Source organism: Kosakonia sp. H7A (assembly GCF_003028445.1).
Lineage (GTDB): Bacteria > Pseudomonadota > Gammaproteobacteria > Enterobacterales > Enterobacteriaceae > Kosakonia > Kosakonia radicincitans.
In genome coordinates this window covers 1516016-1542760 of record NZ_PYTZ01000001.1, presented here as the reverse complement: position 1 = coordinate 1542760, position 26745 = coordinate 1516016, and the positions used below count along the sequence as shown (strand labels likewise).

31 protein-coding genes are annotated in these 26745 nt (G+C 53.8%); 21 read left to right on the top strand and 10 right to left on the bottom strand.

Features of this window, described 5'->3' with window-relative positions; translation table 11 throughout:
* Positions 1-149: 149 nt before the first annotated feature.
* From gspG to CWM66_RS07130, 13 genes are all read left to right on the top strand, one after another.
* Positions 150-569 carry a type II secretion system major pseudopilin GspG gene (gene gspG, locus CWM66_RS07190; protein ID WP_035887343.1) on the top strand — a complete coding sequence of 140 codons (420 nt, stop codon included), beginning with the start codon at positions 150-152 and terminating at the stop codon, positions 567-569.
* Positions 570-571: 2 nt separating this feature from the next.
* Positions 572-1021: a lytic transglycosylase domain-containing protein gene (locus CWM66_RS07185; RefSeq protein ID WP_007373496.1), complete on the top strand. Its 450-nt coding sequence runs from the start codon at positions 572-574 to the stop codon at positions 1019-1021.
* Positions 1022-1026: 5 nt separating this feature from the next.
* A complete protein-coding gene (locus tag CWM66_RS07180; protein ID WP_071920319.1) occupies positions 1027-2205 on the top strand; it encodes a type II secretion system F family protein in 1179 nt (392 codons plus the stop codon).
* The gene (locus CWM66_RS07175) at positions 2205-3845 is read left to right on the top strand and encodes a GspE/PulE family protein (RefSeq protein WP_079516856.1); all 1641 of its coding nucleotides are present in this window, start codon (positions 2205-2207) and stop codon (positions 3843-3845) included. The genes CWM66_RS07180 and CWM66_RS07175 overlap by 1 nt, the downstream gene beginning before the upstream one ends.
* Positions 3823-4494, top strand: a complete 672-nt coding sequence (locus CWM66_RS07170; protein ID WP_035887259.1) for a hypothetical protein — start codon at positions 3823-3825, stop codon at positions 4492-4494. Before CWM66_RS07175 ends, CWM66_RS07170 begins: the two co-directional genes overlap by 23 nt.
* 152 nt (positions 4495-4646) lie before the next feature.
* Positions 4647-5159 (top strand): hypothetical protein, encoded by a 513-nt coding sequence (locus CWM66_RS07165; RefSeq protein ID WP_107146410.1) that lies wholly within the window; start codon positions 4647-4649, stop codon positions 5157-5159.
* Between the two features lie 124 nt (positions 5160-5283).
* On the top strand, positions 5284-5697 hold the full coding sequence (locus CWM66_RS07160; protein ID WP_107146409.1) for a hypothetical protein: 414 nt from the start codon (positions 5284-5286) through the stop codon (positions 5695-5697).
* Positions 5694-6188 (top strand): hypothetical protein, encoded by a 495-nt coding sequence (locus CWM66_RS07155; protein ID WP_107146408.1) that lies wholly within the window; start codon positions 5694-5696, stop codon positions 6186-6188. The genes CWM66_RS07160 and CWM66_RS07155 overlap by 4 nt, the downstream gene beginning before the upstream one ends.
* Positions 6189-6283: 95 nt before the next feature.
* Positions 6284-8071 carry a secretin N-terminal domain-containing protein gene (locus CWM66_RS07150; protein WP_227135997.1) on the top strand — a complete coding sequence of 596 codons (1788 nt, stop codon included), beginning with the start codon at positions 6284-6286 and terminating at the stop codon, positions 8069-8071.
* A complete protein-coding gene (locus CWM66_RS07145; RefSeq protein WP_035887263.1) occupies positions 8068-8541 on the top strand; it encodes a type II secretion system protein in 474 nt (157 codons plus the stop codon). Before CWM66_RS07150 ends, CWM66_RS07145 begins: the two co-directional genes overlap by 4 nt.
* Positions 8528-8890 carry a type II secretion system protein gene (locus CWM66_RS29225; protein ID WP_007373505.1) on the top strand — a complete coding sequence of 121 codons (363 nt, stop codon included), beginning with the start codon at positions 8528-8530 and terminating at the stop codon, positions 8888-8890. Before CWM66_RS07145 ends, CWM66_RS29225 begins: the two co-directional genes overlap by 14 nt.
* Positions 8877-9413: a type II secretion system protein gene (locus CWM66_RS07135; protein WP_007373506.1), complete on the top strand. Its 537-nt coding sequence runs from the start codon at positions 8877-8879 to the stop codon at positions 9411-9413. The genes CWM66_RS29225 and CWM66_RS07135 overlap by 14 nt, the downstream gene beginning before the upstream one ends.
* Positions 9403-10158: an A24 family peptidase gene (locus tag CWM66_RS07130; protein WP_007373507.1), complete on the top strand. Its 756-nt coding sequence runs from the start codon at positions 9403-9405 to the stop codon at positions 10156-10158. The genes CWM66_RS07135 and CWM66_RS07130 overlap by 11 nt, the downstream gene beginning before the upstream one ends.
* A gap of 53 nt (positions 10159-10211) precedes the next feature.
* On the opposite strand, the gene CWM66_RS07125 is transcribed toward CWM66_RS07130, so the two are convergent.
* Positions 10212-11096: a nucleoside-specific channel-forming protein Tsx gene (locus CWM66_RS07125; RefSeq protein WP_007373508.1), complete on the bottom strand. Its 885-nt coding sequence runs from the start codon at positions 11094-11096 to the stop codon at positions 10212-10214.
* Between the two features lie 291 nt (positions 11097-11387).
* Positions 11388-11930 carry a DUF3251 domain-containing protein gene (locus CWM66_RS07120; protein ID WP_007373509.1) on the bottom strand — a complete coding sequence of 181 codons (543 nt, stop codon included), beginning with the start codon at positions 11928-11930 and terminating at the stop codon, positions 11388-11390.
* Positions 11931-12083: 153 nt separating this feature from the next.
* On the opposite strand from CWM66_RS07120, the gene nrdR reads away from it, so the two are divergent.
* From nrdR to pgpA, 6 genes are all read left to right on the top strand, one after another.
* Entirely contained in the window at positions 12084-12533 is a 450-nt protein-coding gene (gene nrdR / locus CWM66_RS07115; RefSeq protein ID WP_007373510.1) for a transcriptional regulator NrdR, read from the top strand.
* Between the two features lie 2 nt (positions 12534-12535).
* Entirely contained in the window at positions 12536-13639 is a 1104-nt protein-coding gene (ribD, locus tag CWM66_RS07110; RefSeq protein ID WP_107146407.1) for a bifunctional diaminohydroxyphosphoribosylaminopyrimidine deaminase/5-amino-6-(5-phosphoribosylamino)uracil reductase RibD, read from the top strand.
* Positions 13640-13728: 89 nt separating this feature from the next.
* Positions 13729-14199 (top strand): 6,7-dimethyl-8-ribityllumazine synthase, encoded by a 471-nt coding sequence (gene ribE, locus CWM66_RS07105; RefSeq protein WP_007373512.1) that lies wholly within the window; start codon positions 13729-13731, stop codon positions 14197-14199.
* Positions 14200-14218: 19 nt separating this feature from the next.
* On the top strand, positions 14219-14638 hold the full coding sequence (gene nusB / locus CWM66_RS07100) for a transcription antitermination factor NusB (RefSeq protein ID WP_007373513.1): 420 nt from the start codon (positions 14219-14221) through the stop codon (positions 14636-14638).
* A gap of 74 nt (positions 14639-14712) precedes the next feature.
* The gene (thiL, locus tag CWM66_RS07095) at positions 14713-15690 is read left to right on the top strand and encodes a thiamine-phosphate kinase (protein WP_007373514.1); all 978 of its coding nucleotides are present in this window, start codon (positions 14713-14715) and stop codon (positions 15688-15690) included.
* Positions 15653-16183, top strand: a complete 531-nt coding sequence (pgpA, locus tag CWM66_RS07090; protein WP_090397451.1) for a phosphatidylglycerophosphatase A — start codon at positions 15653-15655, stop codon at positions 16181-16183. Before thiL ends, pgpA begins: the two co-directional genes overlap by 38 nt.
* Before the next feature lie 117 nt (positions 16184-16300).
* Here pgpA and CWM66_RS07085 read toward each other — a convergent pair whose 3' ends face one another.
* From CWM66_RS07085 to xseB, 4 genes are read right to left on the bottom strand one after another with little or no spacing between them, the layout of a single operon-like run.
* Positions 16301-17275, bottom strand: a complete 975-nt coding sequence (locus tag CWM66_RS07085; RefSeq protein WP_007373516.1) for an aldo/keto reductase — start codon at positions 17273-17275, stop codon at positions 16301-16303.
* A gap of 58 nt (positions 17276-17333) precedes the next feature.
* On the bottom strand, positions 17334-19196 hold the full coding sequence (gene dxs / locus CWM66_RS07080) for a 1-deoxy-D-xylulose-5-phosphate synthase (RefSeq protein ID WP_007373517.1): 1863 nt from the start codon (positions 19194-19196) through the stop codon (positions 17334-17336).
* 24 nt (positions 19197-19220) lie between these two features.
* Positions 19221-20120, bottom strand: a complete 900-nt coding sequence (ispA, locus tag CWM66_RS07075) for a (2E,6E)-farnesyl diphosphate synthase (protein WP_007373518.1) — start codon at positions 20118-20120, stop codon at positions 19221-19223.
* A 2-nt stretch (positions 20121-20122) separates the two neighbouring features.
* Positions 20123-20365, bottom strand: coding sequence for an exodeoxyribonuclease VII small subunit (gene xseB, locus CWM66_RS07070; protein WP_007373519.1), 243 nt, complete (start codon positions 20363-20365; stop codon positions 20123-20125).
* A 214-nt stretch (positions 20366-20579) separates the two neighbouring features.
* Here xseB and thiI point away from each other — a divergent pair, with 214 nt between their 5' ends.
* Positions 20580-22028: a tRNA uracil 4-sulfurtransferase ThiI gene (gene thiI, locus CWM66_RS07065; RefSeq protein WP_007373520.1), complete on the top strand. Its 1449-nt coding sequence runs from the start codon at positions 20580-20582 to the stop codon at positions 22026-22028.
* Between the two features lie 128 nt (positions 22029-22156).
* Here thiI and yajL read toward each other — a convergent pair whose 3' ends face one another.
* Both yajL and panE read right to left on the bottom strand, forming a co-directional pair.
* Entirely contained in the window at positions 22157-22750 is a 594-nt protein-coding gene (gene yajL, locus CWM66_RS07060; RefSeq protein WP_007373521.1) for a protein deglycase YajL, read from the bottom strand.
* Positions 22713-23624, bottom strand: a complete 912-nt coding sequence (gene panE / locus CWM66_RS07055) for a 2-dehydropantoate 2-reductase (protein WP_007373522.1) — start codon at positions 23622-23624, stop codon at positions 22713-22715. Before panE ends, yajL begins: the two co-directional genes overlap by 38 nt.
* Positions 23625-23763: 139 nt before the next feature.
* On the opposite strand from panE, the gene CWM66_RS07050 reads away from it, so the two are divergent.
* Positions 23764-24255 (top strand): YajQ family cyclic di-GMP-binding protein, encoded by a 492-nt coding sequence (locus CWM66_RS07050; RefSeq protein WP_035887278.1) that lies wholly within the window; start codon positions 23764-23766, stop codon positions 24253-24255.
* Positions 24256-24296: 41 nt separating this feature from the next.
* On the opposite strand, the gene CWM66_RS07045 is transcribed toward CWM66_RS07050, so the two are convergent.
* Together CWM66_RS07045 and cyoE are read right to left on the bottom strand one after the other, a co-directional pair.
* The gene (locus tag CWM66_RS07045) at positions 24297-25658 is read right to left on the bottom strand and encodes an MFS transporter (protein WP_007373525.1); all 1362 of its coding nucleotides are present in this window, start codon (positions 25656-25658) and stop codon (positions 24297-24299) included.
* Between the two features lie 194 nt (positions 25659-25852).
* Complete coding sequence (gene cyoE, locus CWM66_RS07040) at positions 25853-26740, bottom strand: heme o synthase (protein WP_035887280.1); 888 nt, start codon at positions 26738-26740, stop codon at positions 25853-25855.
* Between the last annotated feature and the right edge of the window lie 5 nt (positions 26741-26745).

Below are 26745 nucleotides of genomic sequence, written 5' to 3'. Positions count from 1 at the left end.
CAATAAATCGAGTTCTTACTGTATATATAGCGACGTTTCTGGCGGCTTAAAGAATATTCGTTGTACGCGCGGGAGCAATCATCTTTCCTTAAATTGAAAGTCCGGGACAATAACAGAGGTGAACAGCAAATTAGAGTGTGCAGGCTATTATGAAAAAAATAGATGTTAAGTTTAAAGCTCAGCAGGGATTTACGCTCCTTGAGCTGCTGGTGGTATTAATGATTATTGCGTTGCTGGCCGGGTTTGTTGGGCCAAAACTTTTTTCGAATGTCGATCAGGCAAAAGAGAAAACCGCAATGCGTCAGATGCATTCCTTTGCAGATGCATTAATCCAGTACCGACTGGATACCGGAAGCTATCCGACAGAGCAGCAAGGGTTAAGTGTTCTGGTTGAAAAACCGTCGGATGCCACCAACTGGAATGGCCCTTATCTGGCGCAGCAAATTCCGCAAGATCCGTGGGGCCACGAATACCAATGGCATAACCCTGCGCGAGCAGAACAAAAAGTCTATGAAGTTGAAATTTCCACCGCAGATAAAAACGGGAAGGATATCACTTACGGATTTTAATTATGATCAGGCTGCTCATCGTGTTAGTTCTGCTCTCCGTGCAGCCAGCGATGGCAAATTGCTGGCGTAGCGCTGGCGAACGTTATGGTATCGAACCTGAATTGTTGCAAGCGATTGGTATCGTGGAGTCAGGATTATTGCCATCGGCAATCAATGGAAATAAAAATGGCTCCACAGATATTGGTCTTATGCAGATTAATAGTCAGCATTTCAGCCAATTAAAAAAATATAACATTACACAACACGCATTAATGAATGATCCTTGCCAGAACGTTATGGTGGGAGCCTGGATTTTAGCAGGACAGATGCGTTTATTTGGCTATAGCTGGGAAGCGGTCGGCGCATATAACGCCGGCAATGGCCGTGACAGTAAAACTAAAATGTGGCGCAAGCGCTACATAAAGAAAGTTGCTCCCGTTTATCTGCGGTTGAAAAATAAGCATAAGGATTGAGCTTTATGAGCAAAACGCATAGCTGGGAAGTCACTTATTTAGATAATGGCAAGCGTAAAAAAATGCGTACTCAGGCAGAAAGCGCGATTGCTGCCCGTCATCAATTACAGCAAGCGGGTCATGCCGTCGTGCGGGTTATTCCGCAAAAACAACGGCAGATTAAACGCTTCGCCCTTGGTTTATTTCTTCAGGAACTGGTGGCGCTGCTTGAAGCGGGCCTGGTGGTCACTGAAGCCATCGAAACGCTGCGCGCCTGCTCTACCGATGAGCAGGTTCTTGAAATGCTCGAAAGGTTGCTGGAAAAACTCTATGCCGGTTGCCAACTTTCGCAGGCGATGAGCGCACAACCGGAAATCTTCCCGCCTTTACTGGCGAATACGGTGGCTTCATCGGAGCAAACCGGGCATCTGGCCAACGCGCTGAAGCGTTATCACTATTACGAACAACGGATTGAGCAACTGCGTAAACGCATTCGCGGAACGCTCACCTACCCGGTGATTGTGCTGTCGGTAGGTGGATTAATTATCTGTTTTCTTTTGGGGTTTATCGTCCCCAGCTTTTCACAAGTATTTGAAGGGATGAACACGCTGACTGACAGCGCCCGGCTTATTTTGTGGTGGGGAAATCTGGTCAAGCACTCGGGGCAGGAACTGTTGCTGGCGCTTGCCGCCTGTCTGGCGTTTTTCTTTTTGCTTTTCCGACAGCCAGTGGTGAAACAAACCTTGTTCAGCCTGGTGCTGAAAATTCCTCAGCTCCGGCAGCAACAATTTCTGGGCATTCTGGTGCGTTTTTACCGCACGTTAGGTCTGTTGATTGAGGGCGGTGTCCCCGTGCCGCATGCGCTGCGCCTGGCAAAAGCCGTTCTGCCAGCCAGCCACCATCAGCGCCTCAACAGAGTGCTGGAACACGTGCTGGCGGGCAATACGTTATCGGAATCTCTTGAAAGCCAGCAACTGACAACGCCGGTTGCCATGCGCCTGATCCAGGTGGGCGAGCGCAGCGGCGAGCTGGCGGGAATGTGCGAGCGTATTGCGGCTTTTTATGATGAGGCGCTGGAACGTGCCATTGATTCATTTACCCGCATCTTTGAACCCGTATTGATGATGATTGTCGGCGGGATTGTCGGGTTAGTGGTGTTTTTACTCTATATGCCGATTTTCGAAATGGCAGGGAGCATGTCCTGATGAATGTAATGCCGAATGAGATTTCTACCGTAATCGATCGTCTGCTGGCGCTCAGCGAACCCCAGCGCGGAGAGACGTTGCAGCAGGTTCTGCTGGAACAGCCGGATGCTTTAACATGGATGGCGGCGGAACTGGGGCTGAAAGCGCTGACAGCAGAAGAGCTGCATGCGGCAGAGATCCATTTTGAACATGTCTCGCTCAACGACGCAGTGGGACGGAAGGTGCTACCGGTGCGCTGGCAGCAGCAGGAGTGGCTGTTGCTGAGCGATCCCTTTTCACTGGATCTTCGCCAGTGGGCGCAGCGTTTGCCGGTCACGCTGGCTATTGCGCCTCCGCTCTGGCTTCAGGAGCAGTTGCAGGCGCTGGCCGGTCAGCAGCGCACCATGGATCAGCTTGAACAGCAGGTCAATGAAGGTGCGGAAGATGAGATGATCCTTGAGATCACGCCCGCCATTATCGCCAACGAAGCGAATCCTATTATCAAGCTACTCAACGCCACGTTGTACGATGCGATGCAGAGCCGCGCCAGCGATATTCACCTTTCGGCCGTTCCCGATGGCCTTGCGGTGAAATACCGCGTCGATGGGGTGATTCACGCTATCCGCCATTGCCAGGGAATTCACTATTCCGAACAGGTGATTTCACGTCTGAAAGTGCTCAGTAATATGGATATCTCTGAACGGCGGGTTCCGCAGGATGGGCGTTTTAAAGCGATTATTCACCAGCGCCCCGTTGATTTTCGCGTGTCTATTGTGCCCGGCATTCATGGTGAAGATGCGGTTCTGCGTGTACTGGATAAGTCGCACAGCAGTACGCTTAGCCTGGAAATTCTCGGCTTTGACGATCATACCCTGCGGGAAATCCGCCAATTGACCAACCGGCCGCATGGCATGGTGCTGGTGACAGGCCCGACGGGAAGCGGCAAATCCACCACGCTGTATGCGGCGCTGAGCGAACTGAATAACGGTGAGAGCAAAATCATCACCATTGAGGATCCGGTTGAGTACCAGCTCAATGACGTTCTGCAGATCCCGGTGAATGACAAAAAAGGGCTGACTTTTGCCCGTGGCCTGCGCGCCATTCTGCGTCACGATCCGGACACCATTCTGGTCGGGGAAATTCGTGACAGCGAAACCGCAGGTATTGCCGTACAGGCGGCGTTGACCGGGCATCTGGTGTTATCCACGGTGCATGCCAACGATGTGTTTAGTGTGCTTGAACGTTTTCTCTATATGAATGTGGAAACAGAAAGCTTACTGACCGCCTTGCAGGGTGTACTTGCCCAGCGGCTGGTGCGTAGCGTGTGCCCGGATTGTCAGGAGGAGGTTGCGCCGACTGAACAGGATCTGGCGCAGTGGCAGCAGAGCGATCTCAACCATCTGCAACCGGTGTGGCGTAAGGGGCGCGGCTGTCCGTCCTGTCGGCAGAGCGGTTATCGCGGACGGCTGGCGCTGGCGGAGATACTGCCTTTTAACGATGTGATGAAAGAAGCATTGCAGTCGCGGATGCCGGTACGGCAACTGCGAGAAATTGCGTTAGCGCAAGGGTTTGTCCCTCTGCATAACGTAGCCATTCGCGCCGTTCTTGAAGGGAAAACCACATTTCAGGAGATTAACCGTGTTATCACTGCGCCCGCGTAAATTTTTGTGCGAAATCTATGAACATCATCTGGTGCTACGCTGCGCGGGCAACCGCATCGGCGAGTGCGAAATCACCGATGATGCCACGCTGGAAGAGGCTGTGGATGGCCTGATTGCGCCACATATTGGTCGTGTGCCGTGGCGCGACACGCTGGGATTCTGGCTGGAAAGTAGCCGGGTTCACCACTTTACGGTGCCGTGGCAGGAGGGGATCACCAACCCGGAAGATTTTCGCGGTTACGCGGCTTCCCTGGCAATAAAGCAGTGGCCTGGCGAACCAGAGCGGTCGCTTAAGACCGATTTTATCTCGGTTAACTACGCCTCAACGGCACTGGCTGCCACCATTGACGATCGCCTGTGGCAAATACTGCTGCGCATCGGCCAACAGCGAAAACTGCGCGTGGAGGGCATTGCGATTGAATTTCAGGTGCAACTGCATCCCTGGTTGCGGCAGTTGCCGCAGGAGGCACTGTTTTGTCTGCGCGGCGCGCATTCCAGCATTTACGCAGCGCGCCAGCAGGGCGAGTGGCATCAGGTCTGGCGGCTGAATAATGACAGTGACGGAGATGCACAGCGGCAACTGGCGCTGGTGGCGCGATTAATGGGGCTTGATAATAATGTGCCGCGTCATTTCCTTAATGCCTGTTAGTACGCTGATAATAAAGTGAACTGAAAACATCTCTTTTGGCTCCGCAGACCATTTTTCTGACTAGTACTATATCCGTAGTATGCCGTTAGTTTTATTTTGATGGTCTGTATTCAGAACGTCATTTATCAAGACTGTCATTCATGGGAAGAATTATGTCTTTTGAACTCCGTCTAAAAGGAATGCCGTTCCTTTGTAACTATTCACGTTCCGTTTATGCGTGTCCTGTTATTATTATTGCGCTGATCCTGACGCTGTATTTATGTGTGACGATGTTTGAGCAATATCAGGAACATCAGGTTCTTGCTCAACAAAATCAGCATATAACTGCGGCAGTCAACAGACAAAATGAGATTATCCGGGCGCTAAAAGTCAAAGCACAACAAAGTCTACCAAATGAAAAAGCATCGGTTTCTATTATTTCGATGCTCAATCCTGTTGCGCAGTTACTCACTTCTGATATTGCGATTGTTTCTCTGGATGCTAACCCAAATAAGAAAATCGTCACACTGGATGTCAGTGCGACATCGTTATCGGCACTGATGGATTTTAGCGCGCGACTTGAGCAAATTCCTGCCCGGGTAGAGTTAAAAAATCATGCTCCAGCAAAGAACGCTACCGATAAATGGGCCGTGAATTCGACTCTGATGATCATTTTTGCAGGTTAATCATATGAGACTTTCCTTATCTAATATTCATTGGAGGCTCTCTTGCCTTCTGGAGAAAACGGGGAAAAAAACGCTACTTGCGCTGTTAGTGCCTGTCGCTTTATTGTGCTATCAGCATATTTATATGCTGCCCGATATTACCCGGTTACGTGATGACAACACGCTTTTACAGCAACAACTAAAGAAACCGCTGCCGGTATTAGCTAACGATAAAGGGCAATTGCAAAGCGCGCTGAACGAAACCGAATATCAGCAAGTTAAAACCCTGTTTGATATTCTCCAGCAGAATCATTTACAGGTTGATGGCAGTCATTATCAGTTCAGCAAAGAAGAAAAAAACCGCCAACGCAAGCTTTCGCTCGATATTCCGCTGCAGGGGAAGTGGGCCGGATTAACACGTTCGCTGAGCAAGATGAGAAGCAGCCTGATCTTTAATGTCGACAGGGTATCGGTTACGCGTGCGAACCCGGATAGTGAGCGCCTGCAAATCAACCTGCGGCTGACGCTTACGCTGACATCACGTCTGGAGCCATCATGAAAATCCCGTTATATCTGAAAGTATGCCTGGCACTCACATTGGGTCTGGTGGTATGGGCGCAATTCTTTGGTGATGATTCAGCCGGGGCATTATCCGGCACGCAGACGAAACCCGCCGTCGCGCAAAAAGCGAAGGAGAGTAAAAAGCCCGTTGTGCGCAATGAAAGTGATGAACTGGCGGATTTATTTCCTGTGTACACCCTACCCGTAAAAGAGAAACCCTCTACGACTCCGGTGGTACAGGAAGTTGCTTTTCCTTTTCAGTTGGCAGGACTCTGGATAAGCGATAACCAGAAAATCATCATTATTACGGATGGCATGCAAAACTGGTTGCTTTGTAGCAATTGCGGAAAGAAAGACTTTATTCAACCCGGCGATTTACTCACCCCGGACTGGAAAGTGCAGGCAATAGAACCTGACCACGTGATAATTAAAGCGATGTCCGGCCAGGTTGAAAAACGTATCGATCTTAATTCTCTGAAAATTAAATAACCGTGAAGCAGATGAAAAAAAATATCCTCAGCGTTGCCTGCTCGTTAATTCTGTTAACAGGCTGCGCAAGCGACAGGCTTCCAGAGCCTGAAAAAGTGAATATTGGAAATATTGACACCCTGGTCAGTGAAATACAGCAGATTGATAACTCGATTAAGACCAAACCGGGTGATATTGAACTGCGTACTGAACGTCAGTCAATGGTTACACAATTGGTTAATTATTATCTGTTAGCCGCTAACCAGGCTGTTGCGCGGAATGATTACCTCTCTGCGACGAAATTCTGGCGTTCAGCATTGTCATACCAGCCAGGAAATTTTAGTGCGCAACAGGGGCTAAAAAAGATCGAAGGCTCTCGTGCTCTCGATAAATTATATCAACAGGCTATTGTTCAGTATAAGACCGAGCCGGAACTGGCGCTGCAAAAAATTCAGCAGGTTCTTGAGGAAGATCCTAACTGGCCGCAGGCTGCTGAAATGCGCGATCATCTGATGCGTGAAATTGCATTGCAGAATCAACCAGAAACAAAAATGAATCGTGAGCTGCGTAAGCCGGTGAGTTTTAATTTCCAGAAACATAAGTTGATGGATATTTTCTCTTCGATTAGCAAGATCACCGGTATTAATATTATTTACGATAAAGACGTTCCGGAAACAGCCACTGCCAGCCTGATTGCTAACGATACAACGGCAGAAAACGCCCTGAATTTGCTGCTGCTCTCTAATCAGTTACGTAAAAAGATACTCAACAGCAATACCTTGCTGATTTATCCCGCGACGGCGCAAAAAGAGAAAACCTATCGCGACACCTTAGTGAAAACGGTGTTCCTGGGCTATGCCAAAGCGAAGGATCTCAATGTTGCGCTGCGTAACCTGATTAAGATCCGTGATGTTCATGTTGATGAGCGGACCAACTCGATCACGTTTCGTGGGCCGCGCGAAAGCGTAGAGAAGGCTGAACAATTGCTGATGACCCTCGATCGCCCGGAAGCGGAAGTAACGCTCGGTGTGGAAGTGTTGGAGATTAACGCCAAAGACGAAGAGATTCTTGGCATCAACTTCCCAGGACAGGTGGGCGTTGGCTTTAACGCCAGCGAAGAGAGCACCAATATTCCGCTGAATGGGTTTAACCAGGGCAATATGTTTATCAATCTTGGCGCCAGCCAGGGGATTTCCGCCAATCTGCAAAAAGTGCGTTCTCATGCGCGGGTTCTCGCCAATCCGCGAATCCGTGTGAAGAACAATAAAAAAGCGGTGATCGATATTGGCGAGCGTATTCCGGTACTGACAAGCAGTATTTCAGAGAGTTTTTCTCAGGAGCAGGTTGAGTATCAGGATGTCGGGCTGAAACTCGAAGTGACACCGGATATCAGCGTTGATAGCACCATCTCCATGGATGTGAAATTCAATCTCAGCACTATTGGCGGCGCTGAGCATTCGAAAGACGGCGTGGCTTATTACCGCACCAACAACCGTGAAGCCACGACCGTGTTGAGCAGCCAGAATGGCGAAACACAAGTGCTGGCTGGTCTGATCAAAGAGAGCGACAGCGATGAGCTGACCGGTTTGCCCGGATTATCCGATCTTCCGCTGCTGGGTAAACTTTTTGGCAGCAACGATAACAGCACAGAGCGTACGGAAGTGGTGTTGCTGATTACGCCAACCATTGAACGTAACATCGATCTGCCGGGAACCCATATCAATACCATTGAGATGGGCAGCGAAGAGTCGCAGGGAGAGAGCGGTTATCTGCCTTCCGCCCAACAAGCGAATGATAAAAAAGAGACCTTTACCCCACCGCCACTGATGCCGCCAGCGGACTTCCCGCCAGCCGGTAAACTGCCTGCGCCGACGCTGGCGAAAAGCGAGGGGGATGCGCGGTGAAGTTTCAGCGTGGCTTTACGCTGATCGAGATGATGATCTCTCTGGCGCTGCTGGCGACGCTTGCCAGTGCCGCCATTCCCATCTATCAGCGACAGGAGCAGCAGCGTAATGAAGAGGAGTTGCGCGTCGCGCTGCGTGACATTCGCAGCGCAATCGATCGTTACGGGCAGTTGGTTGAGGAGGGGATCATTGAGAAAGATGCCGATATGACCAACTGGCCTGCTTCGCTCGATCTGTTGGTTGATGGCGTGGTGAATAAAAAGTCCCCGAACAAAGAAAAAATCTATCTGTTGCGCCGGATCCCGCGCGATCCCTTTTGTGACTGCGACGGCAGGAAGAACACCGAAACCTGGCGGGTGCGCGCATCCACCCAGGCGCCGGGAGAGACGACAGGTGGTAAGGATGTCTGGGATGTCAGTTCCACCAGCAGCCAGCCAGGATTGAATGGAATACCCTATGCGCAATGGTGAAAAAGGTTTTACGCTCATCGAGTTACTGGTTGTTATGGCGATCATCGCCACCTTAATGACGCTGGTGGCACCGCGTTTTTTCGGCCAGACCGAATACGCGAAAGTCGTGGTGCTAAAACACAACCGTAATGCGCTGCGCTCGGCAATTGCGGCGTATCGTCACGATCGCCTGCTCGGCCCGGAAGAGCTGGAAGATCTGGTGAACAATGGTTATCTGTTTGAAATTCCGATGGATCCTGTTGCAAATACTCGCGATAACTGGGACGTAAAACGCGATGATGACGGCCAGATAACGGATGTCACCTCTCCCTCTCTGGAAGAAAAGAGCCCGTCAGATGATGAGGAGTAGCCAGCGGCAGGGGGGATTCACCTATCTGTGGGTGTTACTGATGCTGACAATGCTCTCGCTGGCGCTGCTGAAAGAGAGCAGTTACCGGCAGGCGGTTTATCGGCAGCAGCAGGAAGAGGAGCTATTTTTCCGCGGCGTGCAGATCCGTAATGCCATTCAGCAGTATCAGAAAGCGGGGAATGGCTGTCTCCCGCTGAGTTTTGACGATCTGCTGCGCGATCCTCGCGGTAAAAAAGTGGTTTATCACCTGCGCCGCTGGTTTACCGATCCGTTGACCGGCTCGCGGCAGTGGGGGATGAGTTACGACAAGCAAGGCCGCTGGGTGGGCGTCTTCAGTAAAGGGAAAGGGCGGCCGCTTCGCACAGCGGCATTTCCGAAAGCGCTGGTGAATTTTAAAAAAGCAGACACCTATCCGAAGTGGATTTTTAAAGTGGATGATGTGGCAAACGCGCCGCTCCCGTCTGCTTGTCGCTCTGCCGACGGCACAACGCATGGCATAACGGTGAAGCAAGATGATCGGTAATACGCTGCTCTTTGCGTTATTAGGTGCGATCCTCGGCAGCTTTGCCAATGTCGTCATTTATCGCTTGCCGCGCATGATGCTGGGGGAGGCGATCAATCTGAGCTGGCCGCCTTCGTTTTGCCCGCATTGCCGGCAGCGTATCAGGATGCGTTACAACATTCCTCTGCTTGGCTGGCTCTGGTTGAAGGGGCGCAGCCAGTGCTGTCGTCAACCCATTAGCTGGCGCTATCCTGGCGTTGAATTCACCATGGCGCTGCTGTTTGCACTGCTGATCGGCTGGCAGGGCGTCAATGCGGCCAGCTTGCTCGATTTGTCGCTGCTGTTCTTGTTGGTCGTCATGTTGTTTATTGATTATGACTACCTGTTGCTGCCCGATAAATTGACGTTGCCCTTTCTGGGGCTGGCGATGTTATCGGCATGGTCGAAACAGCCTGACAGTGCAGCAATGAGCGGTATTGTTGCGGGTGCTGCGGTGGGCTTTCTCATTCCCTGGGCGCTGAATCGCCTGTTTCTGTGGCGCTGCGGACAAGCCGGGATCGGCGTTGGCGATATGAAGCTGTTTGCCGGTATCGGTGCCTGGCAGGGCTGCGAAGCGCTATTTCACATCATGCTTATCGCGTCGCTTTTAGGTCTGGTATATGGCTATTTCATTATTAAAGCCAACCGTTCGGAAGCTTTTCCCTTCGGCCCGGCGATCATTATTGCAGCCGTTGCCTGGCTGTTCCGGGCAATGCTGGCTGCGTGACAGGAATAAAAAAGCCGATCGTGCGATCGGCTTTTTTGTCATTACGCGCGGGCTTAGAAATTGTAACCCACAACCAGGTAACCACCCCAGCCGGTCGAATGTACGCTGAAGTCGCCGTTGCCGAAGTTCAGGCTGGCGTCGTCGTTCCACTGGCCGCCGTGGTGCCAGTAACGGGCAACAACAGAGTAGTGCCAGTGATCGTAACCCAGAGAGAGGATGTGGCTGGACGCGATGGAATCATTAGTACGGGTTCTGATGCCGTTGTTCGCGTTACCGCTCTCATCACCCAGATCGGAGCCCCAGTCGAAGTTGGTAAAGCCGATGTAGCTTAACTGGCCGCCCCACAGGGTGGTGATCGGTACAAAGTATTTCACTTTGAAACGGTAGCCATCCCATTCGTTCTGGTTAGCGGCGCCGTAGTTCTGCCACTGGTATTTCGCATACACGTTCAGGGAGAGGCTCATCGGCAGGCCGGTGTCGATGTCGGTACCAAGACCCATATACCAGGTGCTCTGACGACCAGAGGCATTGCGGCCCATGTCGTAGATGTAGTTGTTCGCGAAGTACCACTCTTTGAACGGACCGAAGCTCAGATCGGCACCCGTCAGTTTATCGATGGAGAAACGCGGTTCGATTTCCATAAACAGTGGAGAACCGTGGTTCCAGATACCTTTCGCATCCGTATTACCACCGAAGAATACCGGCGCATCCGCATAACCGTAGAAGTCAAACCAGTCTTTTTTGGCGAACGCTTCGTACTCAAGGTAGGTATCGTTGCGGATCTGCGGTCCGAAACGGGTGTGATAGCTGCCCACCACGTTGACACTCTGGTGCCACCAGTCGGAAACGTATTCAGGTTTAGCGTTATCCGCTGCGTTTGCAGTAAAAGACGCAGAAAGCGCCAGAGCAGCACCGGCTGCGAGGATTGTTTTTTTCATCTTTTCGCCACTGATTGATATCCCAGAAGGGAGTGAAAGAAAGCACGCATTGCAATTAAATGTTTCATATTTCTGTGCGCCTATTATAAGTATCAGCGCTCACAAAAATATGTGTTGTTTCACATTATTGACACATACGTAATCGATTGCGTTCACGTTTGCGTGCAATAAACGGGGCGATTGTACTGGCATTTACCAATATTGCAAATTCGTGAATGTGATGACCGAACGTGGAAAAAGAAGAAAAAGCGTTACAAAACGCAATAAAGGGCGACATCGTCGCCCGGGGAATTACTGCGCGCTGGCGGGCTGAATATCGTGGATACGGACGAAACCTAATTGCTCTGGCGTAATGCCGTTTAACTGCAACGGAATATCGACGTCGCTTGGCGCAAGCGTGCTGGCCGGTGCGTTGATGAGCTGATTCTGTACGTTAACTTCCTGGTAATTCTGCGTGGTGCCCTGAATCTGTCCCCACTCAACCGTACCGCTAAACGCCGGTAACGGATCGTTCGATTCGCCCTGAATGCGCAGCAGAACGCGGGTTCCGGCGGCATTTGGCGCGACGTTTTGCAAAGACATACGCAACATACCAATCTGGCTGTTCAGACGAGCTGGCGTGTTTGCGCCGGGCAGCAGATAGACACCACTGCCGGATTTCGCATTCAGCGCGTTCTGCTGGGTGATTTTCACCGTTTCTTTGTTCAGTTTGCTCATCTCGCTATTCAGCGTGCTGACGCTTTGATGCAACTGACGGACTTCGCTTTGCTGGGCGCAGGCACTGAGGGCAAAAAGGCTTCCCAGTAAGAGTGTTCTTAGGTAACGTCTTGTCATTATGTCTGTTTCCGTGAAAAGAAAGAGTGTTGTAATGGTAGATCGCAACGGCTGCGTTGCCATCGATCCATTATCTCAAAAACGGTCTGCCTTTGTTGTCATGCCAGTTCAGGGTAAAATAGATTTCAGTTAACTCACACGTCAGGACGCCGTATGCATTGCCCATTCTGTTTCGCCGTGGATACCAAAGTAATCGATTCTCGTCTGGTGGGAGAAGGCTCCTCTGTCCGCCGCCGCCGGCAGTGTCTGGTTTGTAATGAGCGTTTTACCACTTTTGAAGTGGCTGAGCTGGTAATGCCGCGCGTGGTGAAAAGCAATGAAGTGCGTGAACCCTTCAATGAAGACAAATTACGTAGCGGTATGCTGAAAGCGCTGGAGAAACGTCCGGTAAGCGCCGACGACGTGGAAATGGCGCTCAACCACATTAAATCGCAACTTCGCGCAACAGGCGAACGCGAAGTTCCCAGTAAAATGATCGGCAATCTGGTAATGGAGCAGTTGAAAAAGCTCGATAAAGTGGCTTACGTCCGCTTTGCCTCCGTTTACCGCAGTTTTGAAGATATTCGCGAATTTGGCGAAGAGATCGCACGCCTACAGGACTGATCATGCAGGACGAAATGTACATGGCGCGGGCGCTGAAACTGGCGCAACGCGGGCGTTTTACCACCTATCCGAACCCACGCGTCGGCTGTGTGATCGTCAACAATGGCGAGATCGTTGGCGAAGGTTTTCACTATCGCGCTGGCGAGCCGCATGCCGAAGTGCATGCGCTGCGTATGGCGGGTGAGCGCGCGCGCGGCGCAACGGCGTATGTGACGCTGGAGCCGTGCAGCCATCACGGGCGTACGCCGCCTTGCTGTGAAGCGCTGATTGCGGCTGGCGTCGCACGCGTTGTCGCGGCGATGCAGGATCCCAATCCGCAGGTGGCCGGACGTGGCCTTTATCGTTTGCAGCAGGAAGGCATTGATGTCAGCCACGGGCTGATGATGAGTGAAGCCGAAGCGCTGAACAAAGGTTTCCTCAAACGGATGCGTACCGGGTTTCCGTATGTGCAGCTTAAGCTCGGCGCATCGCTGGACGGCCGAACGGCGATGGCCAGCGGCGAAAGCCAGTGGATCACCTCCGCGCAGGCGCGCCGGGACGTGCAGCGTCTGCGGGCGCAAAGCCATGCTATTCTCACCAGCAGCGCTACCGTGCTGGCGGACGATCCCTCTCTGACGGTGCGCTGGGAAGAGCTGGATGCCGACAGCCAGGCGCTCTATCCGCAAGAAAATGTGCGCCAGCCGGTGCGCATTGTGATCGACAGCCAGAATCGGGTTACTCCAGCGCACAAACTGATCGGACTGCCGGGTGAAACCTGGTTTGCCCGCACGAAAGCGGATGAGCGCAGTTGGCCTGCGGGCGTGCGCGAGATTATCGTGCCGGAACATCACGGCCATGTCGATTTGGTGATGCTGATGATGTTGCTGGGAAAACAGCAAATTAACAGTATTTGGGTGGAAGCGGGCGCAACGCTTGCCGGTGCGTTGTTGCAGGCCGGGCTGGTGGATGAGCTGGTGGTTTATCTTGCGCCGAAGCTGTTAGGCACGGATGCGCGCGGCCTGTGCGTATTGCCGGGGCTGTCGGCGCTTGCCGATGCACCGCATTTTAAATTCAATGAGATACGGCAGGTTGGCCCGGATGTCTGCCTGCATCTTACCCACGCGTGATGCCTGCTGTAAAAGGGAAGCAGCGCGTAAAATATTATGCTAAAATCCGCCCCCCTGCGGGGTCCGAACTGAACCTGTAAAGGAAGTATATGAACATTATTGAAGCCAACGTTGCTGCTCCGGACGCTCGCGTCGCCATCACCATTGCGCGTTTCAACAACTTTATCAACGACAGCCTGCTCGAAGGCGCGATTGATGCGCTGAAACGCATCGGTCAGACGAAAGATGAAAATATCACTGTCGTGTGGGTACCAGGTGCTTACGAACTGCCGCTGGCGGCTGGCGCACTGGCGAAAACCGGCAAATACGACGCGGTGATCGCGCTCGGCACGGTGATTCGTGGCGGTACTGCGCACTTCGAATATGTTGCTGGCGGTGCAAGCAATGGCCTGGCACATGTTGCCCAGGACAGCGAAATCCCGGTCGCTTTCGGCGTGCTGACTACTGAAAGTATCGAGCAAGCTATCGAACGCGCTGGCACTAAAGCCGGTAATAAAGGTGCGGAAGCCGCACTGACCGCGCTTGAAATGATTAATGTATTGAAAGCCATCAAGGCCTGATTTTAGTAAGGGGAATTCCGTGAAACCTGCTGCTCGTCGCCGCGCCCGTGAGTGTGCCGTCCAGGCGCTCTACTCCTGGCAGTTGTCCCAGAACGACATCGCTGATGTTGAATACCAGTTCCTGGCGGAACAGGACGTAAAAGATGTCGACGTTCTGTACTTCCGTGAGCTGTTGACCGGGGTGGCGACTAATAGCGCATATCTCGATGGCTTAATGCAGCCGTACCTGTCCCGTCAGCTGGAAGAGCTGGGGCAGGTTGAGAAAGCGGTATTGCGTATCGCACTGTTCGAACTGTCTAAACGTGATGATGTGCCCTATAAAGTGGCGATCAACGAAGCTATCGAACTGGCAAAAACCTTTGGCGCTGAAGACAGCCACAAGTTTGTTAACGGCGTGCTGGATAAAGCCGCCCCTGCGATCCGCCCCCACAAAAAATGATCCGTAAGCCGGTGATAAGCGATGCTCTGCGCGCCTGTCCCGGCTTTTTCTTTTTTCTACCGAGGCATTAACGTATGGCATGCGGCGAATTTTCCCTGATTGCCCGTTACTTTGACCGTGTACGAAATTCCCGTCGCGATGTAGAAACCGGCATTGGCGACGACTGTGCTCTGCTGAACGTCGTTGAAAAACAGACGCTGGCGATCAGCGTCGATACGCTGGTGGCGGGCAACCATTTTCTGCCGGATATTGATCCTGCGGATTTGGCTTGCAAAGCACTGGCGGTGAATTTAAGCGATCTGGCTGCCGTGGGCGCGGATCCGGCGTGGATGACGCTGGCGCTTACGTTGCCGGAGGTAGATGAAAGCTGGCTGGAAAAATTCAGCGACAGCCTGTTTGAGCAGCTTAGTTACTACGATATGCAGTTGATTGGCGGCGATACCACCCGCGGCCCGCTGTCGATGACCATCGGCATTCATGGTTATGTACCGCCAGGGCGGGCAATGAAGCGCTCTGGCGCTAAACCGGGCGACTGGATTTATGTTACCGGAACGCCGGGCGACAGCGCTGCTGGCCTGGCGATTTTGCAGCAGCGTTTAGCCGTCGGCGATAAAACCGATGCGGAGTATCTGCTTAAGCGTCATTTGCGGCCAACTCCGCGCGTGTTGCATGGTCAGGCGCTGCGCAACCTGGCAAGCTCGGCAATCGATCTCTCCGACGGCCTGATCTCCGATTTGGCGCACATACTGAAAGCCAGCCAGTGCGGCGCGCGTATCGATTTGGATGCATTACCTTTCTCCGACGCGTTCAGTCGTCACGTAGAGCCTGAGCAGGCGCTGCGCTGGGCGCTTTCCGGCGGTGAAGATTATGAATTGTGTTTTACCGTGCCGGAGCTGAACCGTGGGGCGCTGGATGTCGCCATCGGTCAGCTCGGCGTGCCTTTTACCTGCATCGGGCAGATTAGCGCCGATGTGGAGGGGCTGCATTTTACCCGTGGCGGCAAGGCTGTCGCCCTTGACTGGAAAGGATACGACCATTTTGCCGAGAGCTAAAGATATAGCCAAAAGCCGACTGAACTTGCGAAACCCCTGGCATTTGCTGGCAACCGGGTTTGGTAGCGGCTTAAGTCCGATAGTGCCGGGCACCATGGGTTCGCTGGCGGCGATCCCCTTCTGGTGGGCAATGACGTTCCTGCCCTGGCAGCTCTATTCGCTGGTGGTCATGCTGGGGATTTGTCTCGGTGTGTATCTGTGCCATCAGACGGCAAAAGATATGGGCGTACACGATCACGGCAGCATTGTCTGGGATGAGTTCATCGGAATGTGGATCACGCTGATGGCGCTCCCGACCAATGACTGGCAGTGGGTCGCCGTCGGCTTTGTGCTGTTCCGTATTCTGGATATGTGGAAACCGTGGCCGATTCGCTGGTTCGATCGCAATGTCCACGGCGGTATGGGAATCATGGTCGATGATATCATTGCCGGGATCATCGCTGCCGGGCTGTTGTATCTGATTGGTCACCACTGGCCGATTGGTTTGATCTGAGGGTGATGCGCCGGATGGCGGCCGCCTTATCCGGCGTGTGGGGTCTGCTCTGACATTCGATTACGACAAGTCGGCCCGGTAAGCGCCACCGGGCATTTTACTTTCCCGGGTTACGGGTTATTTAAATCCGACCACCGGGTGCTGTTTGTACGGCGTTTCCAGCTCGGCAATCTGTTCCGGTTTCAGCGTTAAATCCACCGCGCCTAATAACTCTTCCAGTTGCTCTTCGCGGGATGTGCCAATAATCGGCGCAGCGACGCCAGGTTTACTCAGCAGCCAGGCCAGCGCCACCTGGGCGCGGGAAGCGCCAACATCTTCTGCCACGCCGGCCAGGCGTTCAGCTATCTGGCTGTCATTTTCATCGGTTTCGCTGTACAGCGTTTTGCCGAATTCGTCCGACACCAGACGCGCTGTGGTTTCTCCCCACGGGCGGGTTAAACGTCCGCGCGCCAGCGGGCTCCATGGAATAATCGCCACGCCTTCCTTGTAACACAGCGGCAGCATCTCGCGCTCTTCCTCGCGATAGATCAGATTGTAGTGATCCTGCATGGTGACAAAACGCGCCCAGCCATTTTCTTGCTGCAAGGCCAGAGCGTGAGCGAACTGGCGAGCGTGCATCGACGACGCGCCGATATAGCGCGCTTTGCCCGCTTTCACCACTTCATCAAGGGCTTCGAGCGTCTCTTCAATGGGCGTGTGGTAATCCCAGCGATGGATTTGCAGTAGATCGACATACTCCATGCCCAGCCGCCGCAGGCTATCGTCGATGGAGCGCAGGATCTGCGCGCGGGAGAGGCCTTCCGCCAGATCGCCCACCTGGTGATAGACTTTGGTGGCGACAACCACCTCGTCGCGGCGGGCGAAATCGCGTAGTGCGCGTCCGACAATCTCTTCGCTGCTGCCATCGGAATAGCTGTTGGCGGTATCAAAGAAGTTGATGCCGCCTTCCAGCGCGCGCTGAATGATAGGGCGGCTGCTCTCTTCCGGTAGCGTCCAGGCGTGCTTGCCCCGGTCAGGTTCGCCAAACGTCATGCAGCCAAGGCAAAGGCGGGAAACCTTAAGGTCTGTTTTTCCTAATGTGTTGTATTGCATGGTTCCACTCCTGCTATTAAAAACTTACGTTTAAGCATAGCAGGAGCTGCTGGGGGGATCAGTCGAGCCAGTTGCGGATGCGGGATTCGATGCCTGCGGCGTTCAGCCCCAGATCGGCGCGGGCTTCATCCTGCGTACCCTGCGGTATGAAGAAATCCGGCAGGCCGAGATTGAGCACCGGCACCGGTTTGCGGTGCGCCATCAGCACTTCGTTGACGCCGCTGCCTGCGCCGCCTGCGATAGCATTCTCTTCCAGTGTCACCAGCGAGTCATGACGCGCAGCGGTTTCCAGGATCAGCGCTTCGTCCAGCGGTTTGGCAAAACGCATGTCGATAAGCGTGGCGTTCAGGGCTTCGGCGGCTTTTTGCGCTTCCGGCAATAATGTGCCGAAGTTCAGAATCGCCAGCTTCTCGCCCTGGCGTTTCACCACGCCTTTACCGATCGGCAGTTTCTCCAGTGGCTCCAGCGGTACGCCAACGGCATTGCCGCGCGGGTAACGTACGGCGCTTGGGCCATCAGCATAGTGATAGCCGGTAAACAGCATCTGGCGGCACTCGTTTTCATCGCTTGGCGTCATGATGACCATGTCCGGGATACAGCGCAGGTAGGAGATATCAAAAGCGCCCTGGTGCGTCTGCCCGTCGGCGCCAACAATCCCGGCGCGATCGATGGCAAACAGCACCGGCAGTTTCTGGATCGCCACATCGTGGATCACCTGATCATAGGCGCGCTGCAGGAAAGTGGAGTAGATCGCCACCACCGGTTTGTAGCCGCCAATCGCCAGCCCGGCCGCGAAAGTCACGGCATGCTGCTCGGCAATCGCAACATCAAAATATTGATCCGGATATTTGCGTGAAAATTCGACCATGCCGGAACCTTCACGCATTGCTGGCGTGATCGCCATCAGCTTGTCGTCTTTGGCGGCGGTTTCGCACAGCCAGTCGCCGAAAATCTTCGAATAACTCGGCATGCCGCCGCTGCTTTTCGGCAGCGTACCGCTGGTCGGATCGAATTTCGGCACCGCGTGGAAGGTGATCGGATCTTTTTCGGCCGGCTCATAGCCGCGCCCTTTTTTGGTCATAATATGCAGGAACTGCGGACCTTTCAGATCGCGCATATTGCGCAGGGTCTGCACCAGCCCCAGCACATCGTGACCGTCCACCGGGCCAATGTAGTTAAAGCCCAGCTCTTCAAACAGGGTGCCTGGCACGACCATGCCTTTGATATGTTCTTCGGTACGCTTGATCAACTCTTTGATCGGCGGTACGCCGGAAAGCACTTTTTTGCCGCCTTCGCGCAGGGTGGAGTAGAGCTTGCCGGAGAGCAACTGCGCCAGGTGATTGTTCAGCGCGCCGACGTTCTCGGAAATCGACATCTCGTTGTCGTTCAGCACCACCAGCATATCCGGGCGGATATCACCGGCGTGATTCATCGCTTCGAAGGCCATGCCTGCGGTGATCGCGCCATCGCCAATGACGCAGACGGTGCGGCGCTGTTTGCCCTCTTTGGCGGCGGCGACGGCAACGCCAATTCCCGCGCTGATAGAGGTGGAGGAGTGACCCACGCTGAGAACGTCGTATTCGCTTTCGCCGCGCCATGGGAACGGATGCAGACCGTTTTTCTGCCGGATAGTGTCGATTTTGTCACGACGCCCGGTAAGAATTTTATGCGGGTAGGCCTGATGGCCGACGTCCCAGATTAACTGATCGAACGGCGTGTTGTAGACGTAATGTAACGCGACGGTCAGTTCGACCGTGCCAAGCCCGGAGGCGAAGTGCCCGCTGGAGCGGCTTACACTGTCAAGCAGATAGCGACGCAGTTCGTCGCACAGCTTCGGCAGACTCTCTTTCGGCAGCAGACGCAACTCTTGTGTGGTATCTACCAGCGCCAGCGTCGGGTATTTGGCTATATCAAAACTCATCAGCAACTCATCTAGTGTGTCGTTTTATTTATCACGCTGGATTATATAATTCGCCAGTGCTTCCAGTGCCGTCGTATCAAGCGACTGTGCAGCCAGCAGGCTAAGCGCCTGTCGGGCATCGTCAATCAGGTCGCGGGCTTTTGTCCGGGCTTGCTCAAGACCCAGAAGTGCGGGATAGGTACTTTTCCCCAGGTGCTGATCGGCGCCCTGGCGTTTACCAAGGGTGGCAGTATCGCCGACCACATCCAGAATGTCATCCTGAACCTGGAACGCCAGACCGATGCTCTGGGCGTAGCGATCGAGCTGAGGCAAGGCTTCCCGCCCTCTGTCGCCCGCGCTCAGCGCGCCCATTTTTACTGCCGCACGGATCAGCGCGCCGGTTTTGTGACGATGGATCTGCTCCAGCGCTTCCAGTGAGATTTGCTCGCCTTCAGCCGCCAGATCCAGCGCCTGGCCGCCGCACATGCCGGCCACGCCGCTGGAGATCGCCAGCGTTGATACCATCGCCAGCCGATCGTGTGCCGCCACTTCCGGCATCGGCGCATCGGCGAGGATCGAGAAAGCCAGCGTCTGCAATGCATCTCCCGCAAGAATGGCATTGGCTTCGCCAAATTTAATATGGCAGGTCGGCAGGCCACGGCGTAAATCGTCGTCATCCATCGCTGGCAGATCATCATGGATCAGCGAGTAAGCATGGATACACTCCACTGCGGCCGCGGGTGCATCCAGCGTTTGCAGGCTGACGCCGAACATCGAACCGGTTGCGTAAACCAGAAACGGGCGCAGGCGTTTACCGCCCAATAGTGCGCCATACTGGATAGCGTCAACCAGAGGAGTGTTCTGAAAGGGCAGCGGAGCGATAAAACGGCGCAGCGCGTCATTGGCCCGATCGACGCAGGCCTGCAATTGTTGATTAAAATCCATCGTTATTCAGCGTCCGGTGCGAAAGGCTTTAATGACGCCTCTTCGGAATCGGAGAGCAGGATCTGCACGCGCTGCTCCGCCTGCTGTAACTTTACCTGACCCTGGCGCGCCAGTTGTACGCCACGTTCGAATTCATTGAGTGCCTCTTCGAGCGGAAGATCGCCGCTTTCAAGACGAGTGACAATCTGTTCCAGCTCGCTCAGCGCTGTTTCGAAACTGGCCGGTGCTTCGTTTTTCTTTGGCATAGTGAATGTCTGACTCTTCTATTATTCATCCTGACTCAATTTAGCTATGGTAGCGGAGTCGTGGCACTTAGCCAATTACGCTCAAGGGTAATGCATTGCGCAAGGTCTATTCGATGGTGGTATACTTCCGCGCCTGGATGCAGCCGCGGGTATGGGCTGCTGTATTATTTTCCCTTACAGGCCCAGTCGGGCTTGCCAACGAACCATTGCCGCCATGAAGTTTATCATTAAATTGTTCCCGGAAATCACCATCAAAAGCCAATCTGTGCGCTTGCGCTTTATTAAAATTCTGACCGGGAACATTCGTAACGTTCTGAAGCACTACGACGAAACCCTGGCCGTTGTGCGCCACTGGGACCATATCGAAGTCCGCGCCAAAGATGAAAACCAGCGTCTGGCTATTCGCGACGCGCTGACCCGCATTCCGGGGATCCACCATATTCTGGAAGTGGAAGATGTGCCTTTCACTTCTCTGCACGATATTTTTGAGAAAGCGCTGGTGCAGTATCGCGAGCAAATTGAAGGTAAAACCTTCTGCGTGCGCGTGAAACGCCGTGGTAAACATGAATTCAGCTCTATTGAAGTGGAACGTTACGTGGGCGGCGGGCTGAATCAGCATGTCGAATCTGCGCGCGTGAAGCTGACGCACCCGGATGTGACGGTGAATCTGGAAATCGAAGATGACCGTCTGCTGCTGGTAAAAGGCCGTTATGAAGGGATTGGCGGCTTCCCGATTGGCACCCAGGAAGATGTCTTGTCGCTGATTTCCGGCGGCTTCGACTCCGGCGTTTCCAGCTATATGCTGATGCGTCGCGGCTGCCGCGTACACTACTGCTTCTTTAATCTCGGCGGCGCAGCCCATGAAATTGGCGTTCGCCAGGTGGCGCATTATCTGTGGAACCGCTTTGGTAGTTCGCACCGCGTGCGTTTTGTGGCAATCAATTTTGAACCGGTGGTCGGCGAGATCCTCGAAAAAGTTGATGATGGCCAGATGGGCGTGGTACTGAAACGCATGATGGTGCGCGCTGCGTCGAAAGTCGCTGAGCGTTACGGCGTGCAGGCGCTGGTAACCGGTGAAGCGCTGGGACAGGTTTCCAGCCAGACGCTGACCAACCTGCGTCTGATTGATAACGTCTCCGATACGCTGATCCTGCGCCCGCTCATCTCTTACGATAAAGAGCACATTATCGATCTGGCGCGTGAAATTGGTACCGAGGATTTTGCCCGCACGATGCCGGAATATTGCGGCGTGATTTCCAAAAGCCCAACGGTGAAGGCGGTGAAAGCGAAGATCGAAGCGGAAGAAGCGCATTTTGATTTCGCTATCCTCGACCAGGTTGTGGCGGAAGCCAGCAATATTGATATCCGTGAAATCGCTCAGCAAACCCAGCAAGAGGTCGTGGAAGTTGAAACGGTTAACGGTTTCGGCCCGAACGATGTGGTGCTGGATATCCGTTCGATTGACGAACAGGATGATAAGCCGCTGAAGCTGGAAGGCGTTGATGTTGTGTCGCTGCCGTTCTACAAGCTGAGCACGAAGTTTGGCGATCTGGATCAGAGCAAAACCTGGCTGCTGTGGTGCGAGCGTGGCGTGATGAGCCGCTTGCAGGCGCTCTATCTGCGCGAGCAGGGCTTCCAGAATGTGAAGGTTTATCGCCCGTAAACACAATGCCGGATGATGGCTTCGCCTTCATCCGGCCTGCAAGAGCACGAGCCTGAACCCGGTGGTGTTCCGGTGGCAAGGCCCGGTTGTAGGCCGGATAAGCGTCAACGCCACCGGCATTTTAGTACCTACGCTTCGTAGTAGTTATAAATCCCCGCCGCCATCACCAGCTGTGACGCCACCTCATGGGCTTTTTCGCGCCCGACCAGCAGGTCAATAATCTTCAGGCCAAAATCAATGGCTGTGCCTGGCCCCTGGCTGGTCAATAAATTTACCCGCGGATCCCACACCACGCGTTTATCCTGCCACTGCTCGGGCGGAATCGTCTCTTTCAGCCCTGGGAAACCGGTCATATTGCCAATCGGGAAGAGCTGATGCGGCACCAGCACCGTACCGGCGGCGGCACAAATGGCGGCAACAATGCGCCCGGAAAGGTGGAACTGGCGAACGGTTTCAACCAGCAGCGGGCTGTCGCGGAAGCACTCCGCGCCTTTCAGGCCACCCGGCAACACAATCGCATCGAAATCACCATCCGCCACTTCAACCAGCGGCGCATCGGCCAGCAGTTTAACCCCGCGCGAGCAGGTGATAACCAGGTTGCCGTCGCTGGCGACGCTGGCGGTAGTGACAGCAATGCCGCCGCGGACCAGCAGATCGATCGTAGTGACCGCTTCGGTCTCTTCACTACCAGGGGCGAGGCATATCAGAGCTGATGCGCTCATACTCACTCTCCTTACGTTTAATCATTTCATACAGACGGGCATTTTCCGGCACCGCGATACCGTGCGCGCGGGCACGTCTGAGCAGGTAGCCAGTAATATAATCGCTCTCGGTGTGCCGCAAGGCGCGCACATCCTGGAGCATCGACGAAATATTTTCCGCTGTATTTTCGATAATCTGGTTCACATAGCTCAGCAAATCATCCGCAGAGATATGGTGGCCTTCACGTTCGATAACGGCAGCGACTTCGCGGGTAATTTTTGCCACCTCATCGGGAAATTCGCGCAGATCGCCATTTTTGCAGTCGTGCAGGGCGGTCAGAGGATTGATCACGCAGTTCACCGCCAGCTTGCGCCACAGAGCCGGGCGAATGGTATTGTGCCAGGCTACATCCGGCAGCGCTTCTTGCAGGGTATCTGCCAGCGCGCTGAATTCACCGTCCTGCTGCCGCGCCGGGCCAATATGCGTAGTACCGCTGGCCACATGCACAATCACGTTACCATCGCGGCGAGCAGCGTGAGTCGTGGTACCAATCAGCAGGGGATTCGGCAGCGCTTTTAACTCTTCCACGGTGCCCATACCGTTGTGAATCAGCAGTACCGGCGTCGCGGGAGAAAGCGCCGGTGCAAGGCCTTTTACCGCATCAGAAACTTGCCAGGCTTTCAGCGTCACCAGCAGCAGATCGCTAGCGGCCAAAAATTCAGGATCGTTGGCCGTCAGGGATTCATTAAAAACCGTGCCGTCTTCTTCCACGACATTCACACTGCAAAAAGGCTGAGGCACGCGTAACCAGCCCTGTACTTCATGTCCCTGTTTACACAGCGCTGTTAACCACAATTGCCCTAAAGCACCGCAACCGAGTACGGTAATTCTCATTGTTCCTCCTCACCTGCAACTGCGCCAGGTGTTACTTCAACCATTATAGTGCTGTCGGCTATGCTTCCAGTATTACAAGTTGAGTTATACCTCGTTGCGGGTATTATGCATCGCAACAAATAGAGAGGGAGAAGAAAAGATGCCATCTTTCGATATCGTTTCCGAAGTTGAAATGCGCGAAGTGCAAAACGGCGTTGAGAATGCGACCCGTGAAGTCGCAACACGCTTCGATTTTCGCAACGTTGAAGCCACATTTGATCTGAACGAAGAAAAACAGACCATTAAGGTGCTGAGCGAATCTGATTTCCAGGTTAACCAGTTGCTGGATATTTTACGTGCCAAGCTGCTGAAACGCGGCATTGAAGGGGCATCCCTGGATGTGCCGGAAGAATTCGTCCACAGCGGGAAAAACTGGTTTGTGGAAGCAAAGCTGAAGCAGGGGATCGATGCGCCGACGGCGAAGAAAATCATCAAGCTGATTAAAGACAGTAAACTGAAAGTGCAGGCGCAGATTCAGGGGGAAGAGATCCGCGTGACCGGGAAATCCCGTGACGATCTGCAAGCGGTGATGACACTGGTGCGCGGCGGCAATCTGGGCCAGCCGTTCCAGTTCAAAAACTTCCGCGATTAATCGCTTTTCCCCTCCCGTCAGGGGAGGGGAAAATGGCCTGCTTAACCTGCGACGGCCTGTTCGACTTCAAAGCGGTTTGTCACTTTGCTGTCGATCTTCACGTAAGCGCTACGCTCTTCTGCTACGACCAATACTTCACTGACGCCCGCCGTGGCGCGCAGACGCTGCTGTAGCGCGTCATCAATAGCCACATCATCAGGAATGGCGATGCGCAGGCTGCTGACATAGGGCGGTTCCTGCATGCTGCTGGCAACCAGCAGCCAGACCACGGCCAGCAATGCGCCAACCAGGAACACCATTTGCGAGTCAAATAAACCATCCACCCAGCCGCCGACCGCGCCGCCAATAGCGACACCGAGAAACTGGCTGGTGGAGTAAATGCCCATTGCCGTCCCTTTATAACCGGCTGGCGCTTCTTTACTGATTAGCGACGGCAGCAGCGCTTCCATCAGGTTAAAGGCGAGGAAGAAGATCTGTACGCCAATCACAATTTCCCAGAAGTAAGCGCCAGCGCCCCACAGCACGATTTCGGCAATCAGCAGTAGCGCAACGCAGAGCACAAAAACACGCTTCATCCGGCGTTTCACTTCGGCGTAGATAATAAACGGCACCACCGAAGCAAAAGAGATAAGCATGGTGACGAGATAGATTTTCCAGTGCTCTGAAGCCGGAAAACCGGCCGATTCAAGCTGACCGGGCAGCGCCACAAACGTCGACATCAGCAGGATATGCAGGCACATAATGCCAAAGTTCAGCTTCAGCAGCTTTGGATTGACGATCACCATGCTAAAGCAATCTTTGACCATTCCCGATTCGCGGTTGCGCACGTGGTGTTTGCTGTCCGGCACTACCCACAGCGTCAGGATGATGCCGATAGTCGCCAGTACGGCAATCATCCAGAACAGCGCATGCAGGCCTAAGAGATGTGTAATGACCGGCCCTAAAACCATGGCTATGGCGAACGTGACGCCGAAGCTGACGCCGATAAATGCCATCGCTTTGGTGCGATTTTGTTCGCGAGTGAGATCCGACAGCAGCGCCATCACGGCGGCGGCAATCGCCCCGGAGCCTTGCAGCGCGCGACCAAGAATAATGCCCCAGATAGAATCGGTGAGCGCGGCAATCACGCTGCCCAGCACGAAGATCGCCAGCCCACCGACAATCAGCGGCTTGCGGCCGATGCGATCCGAAAGCAGTCCAAAGGGGATCTGAAATACCGCCTGGGCCAGGCCGTAGATGCCTATCGCCAGCCCAATCAGGGCTTCCGATGCGCCCTGCAACGCCATACCGTATGTGGTCAGAACGGGCAGGACCATAAACATGCCGAGCATGCGCAGTGAAAATACAGTCCCTAAACCCCAGGTGGCGCGCAACTCGCCTGGCGTCATTTTATAATCGTTCATTACCACCTCAATTTAAAAACCGGACATAGTGTAGTGCGGCGGCAGGGTAGGGTAAACATGCGGTTATTTAACAAATATTACATAACCTTGGATTTCATCCTGTTATTGGCTTCACCGTAACAGGGCCAGCAAAGGGCTTACTCCAGACGAAAAAAAACCGGGTTTCCCCGGTTTTCCAGTATGGTGCAGCAAACTTACCAGACGTATGTCAGCAGGCTGTGTGAATCCGGCACCATAAAGTCCACGGACATCATTACGGAAAGGGAAGTGATGGCAACAATGGAGAACACAAACAGTTTGCGCGCCCACACTTTGTCATCTTCCACTTTGTAACCGCGCAGCGCCATGCCCAGCCACCAGAGGCTTACCGCGGCGGCAACGACCAGGTATTTGTACCCGGCATAACCGCCCAGCGACAGCATCAGTGTGGCAATGGCAAACGCCAGGATGTACAGCGTGATATGGTTTTTGGCCACGGAAATGCCTTTCACCACCGGCAGTACCGGAATGTTCGCTGCCTGATAATCCTTAAAGCGGAAAATCGCGATGGCATAGGAGTGAGGCATTTGCCACAGGCTGAAAATCGCCAGCAGAATTGCCGCACCGCTATCGAACTCGTTGGTGACCGCGCAATAGCCAATCACCGGCGGCGCAGCGCCGGAGAGAGAGCCAATCAGCGTGCCGTAAACGGAGTGGCGTTTCATGTACAGGCTGTAAACGCCGACATAAACCACGAACCCCATTACCCCCAGCCAGCAGGCCAGCGGGTTGGCGCCAAACCACAGCAGCATAAAGCCAGCAATACCCAACAAGGCGGCGTACACCAGCGAGACTTTTGGCGAGATCAGCCCTCTGACCAGCACCCGGTTTTTCGTTCGTTCCATCTTTTTATCGATGTCACGATCGATGTAGTTGTTAAATACACAACCAGAGGCGACCACCAACGACACGCCAATCAGCGTGTAGAGGAACAGGGGATAGTCGATGTGGCCTTTGGAAGCCAGCAGGAACCCCCCAATCACGGAGATCAGATTGCCAAAAATAATGCCCGGTTTCGTAACTTGCAGGTATTGCTTAAACATACTCG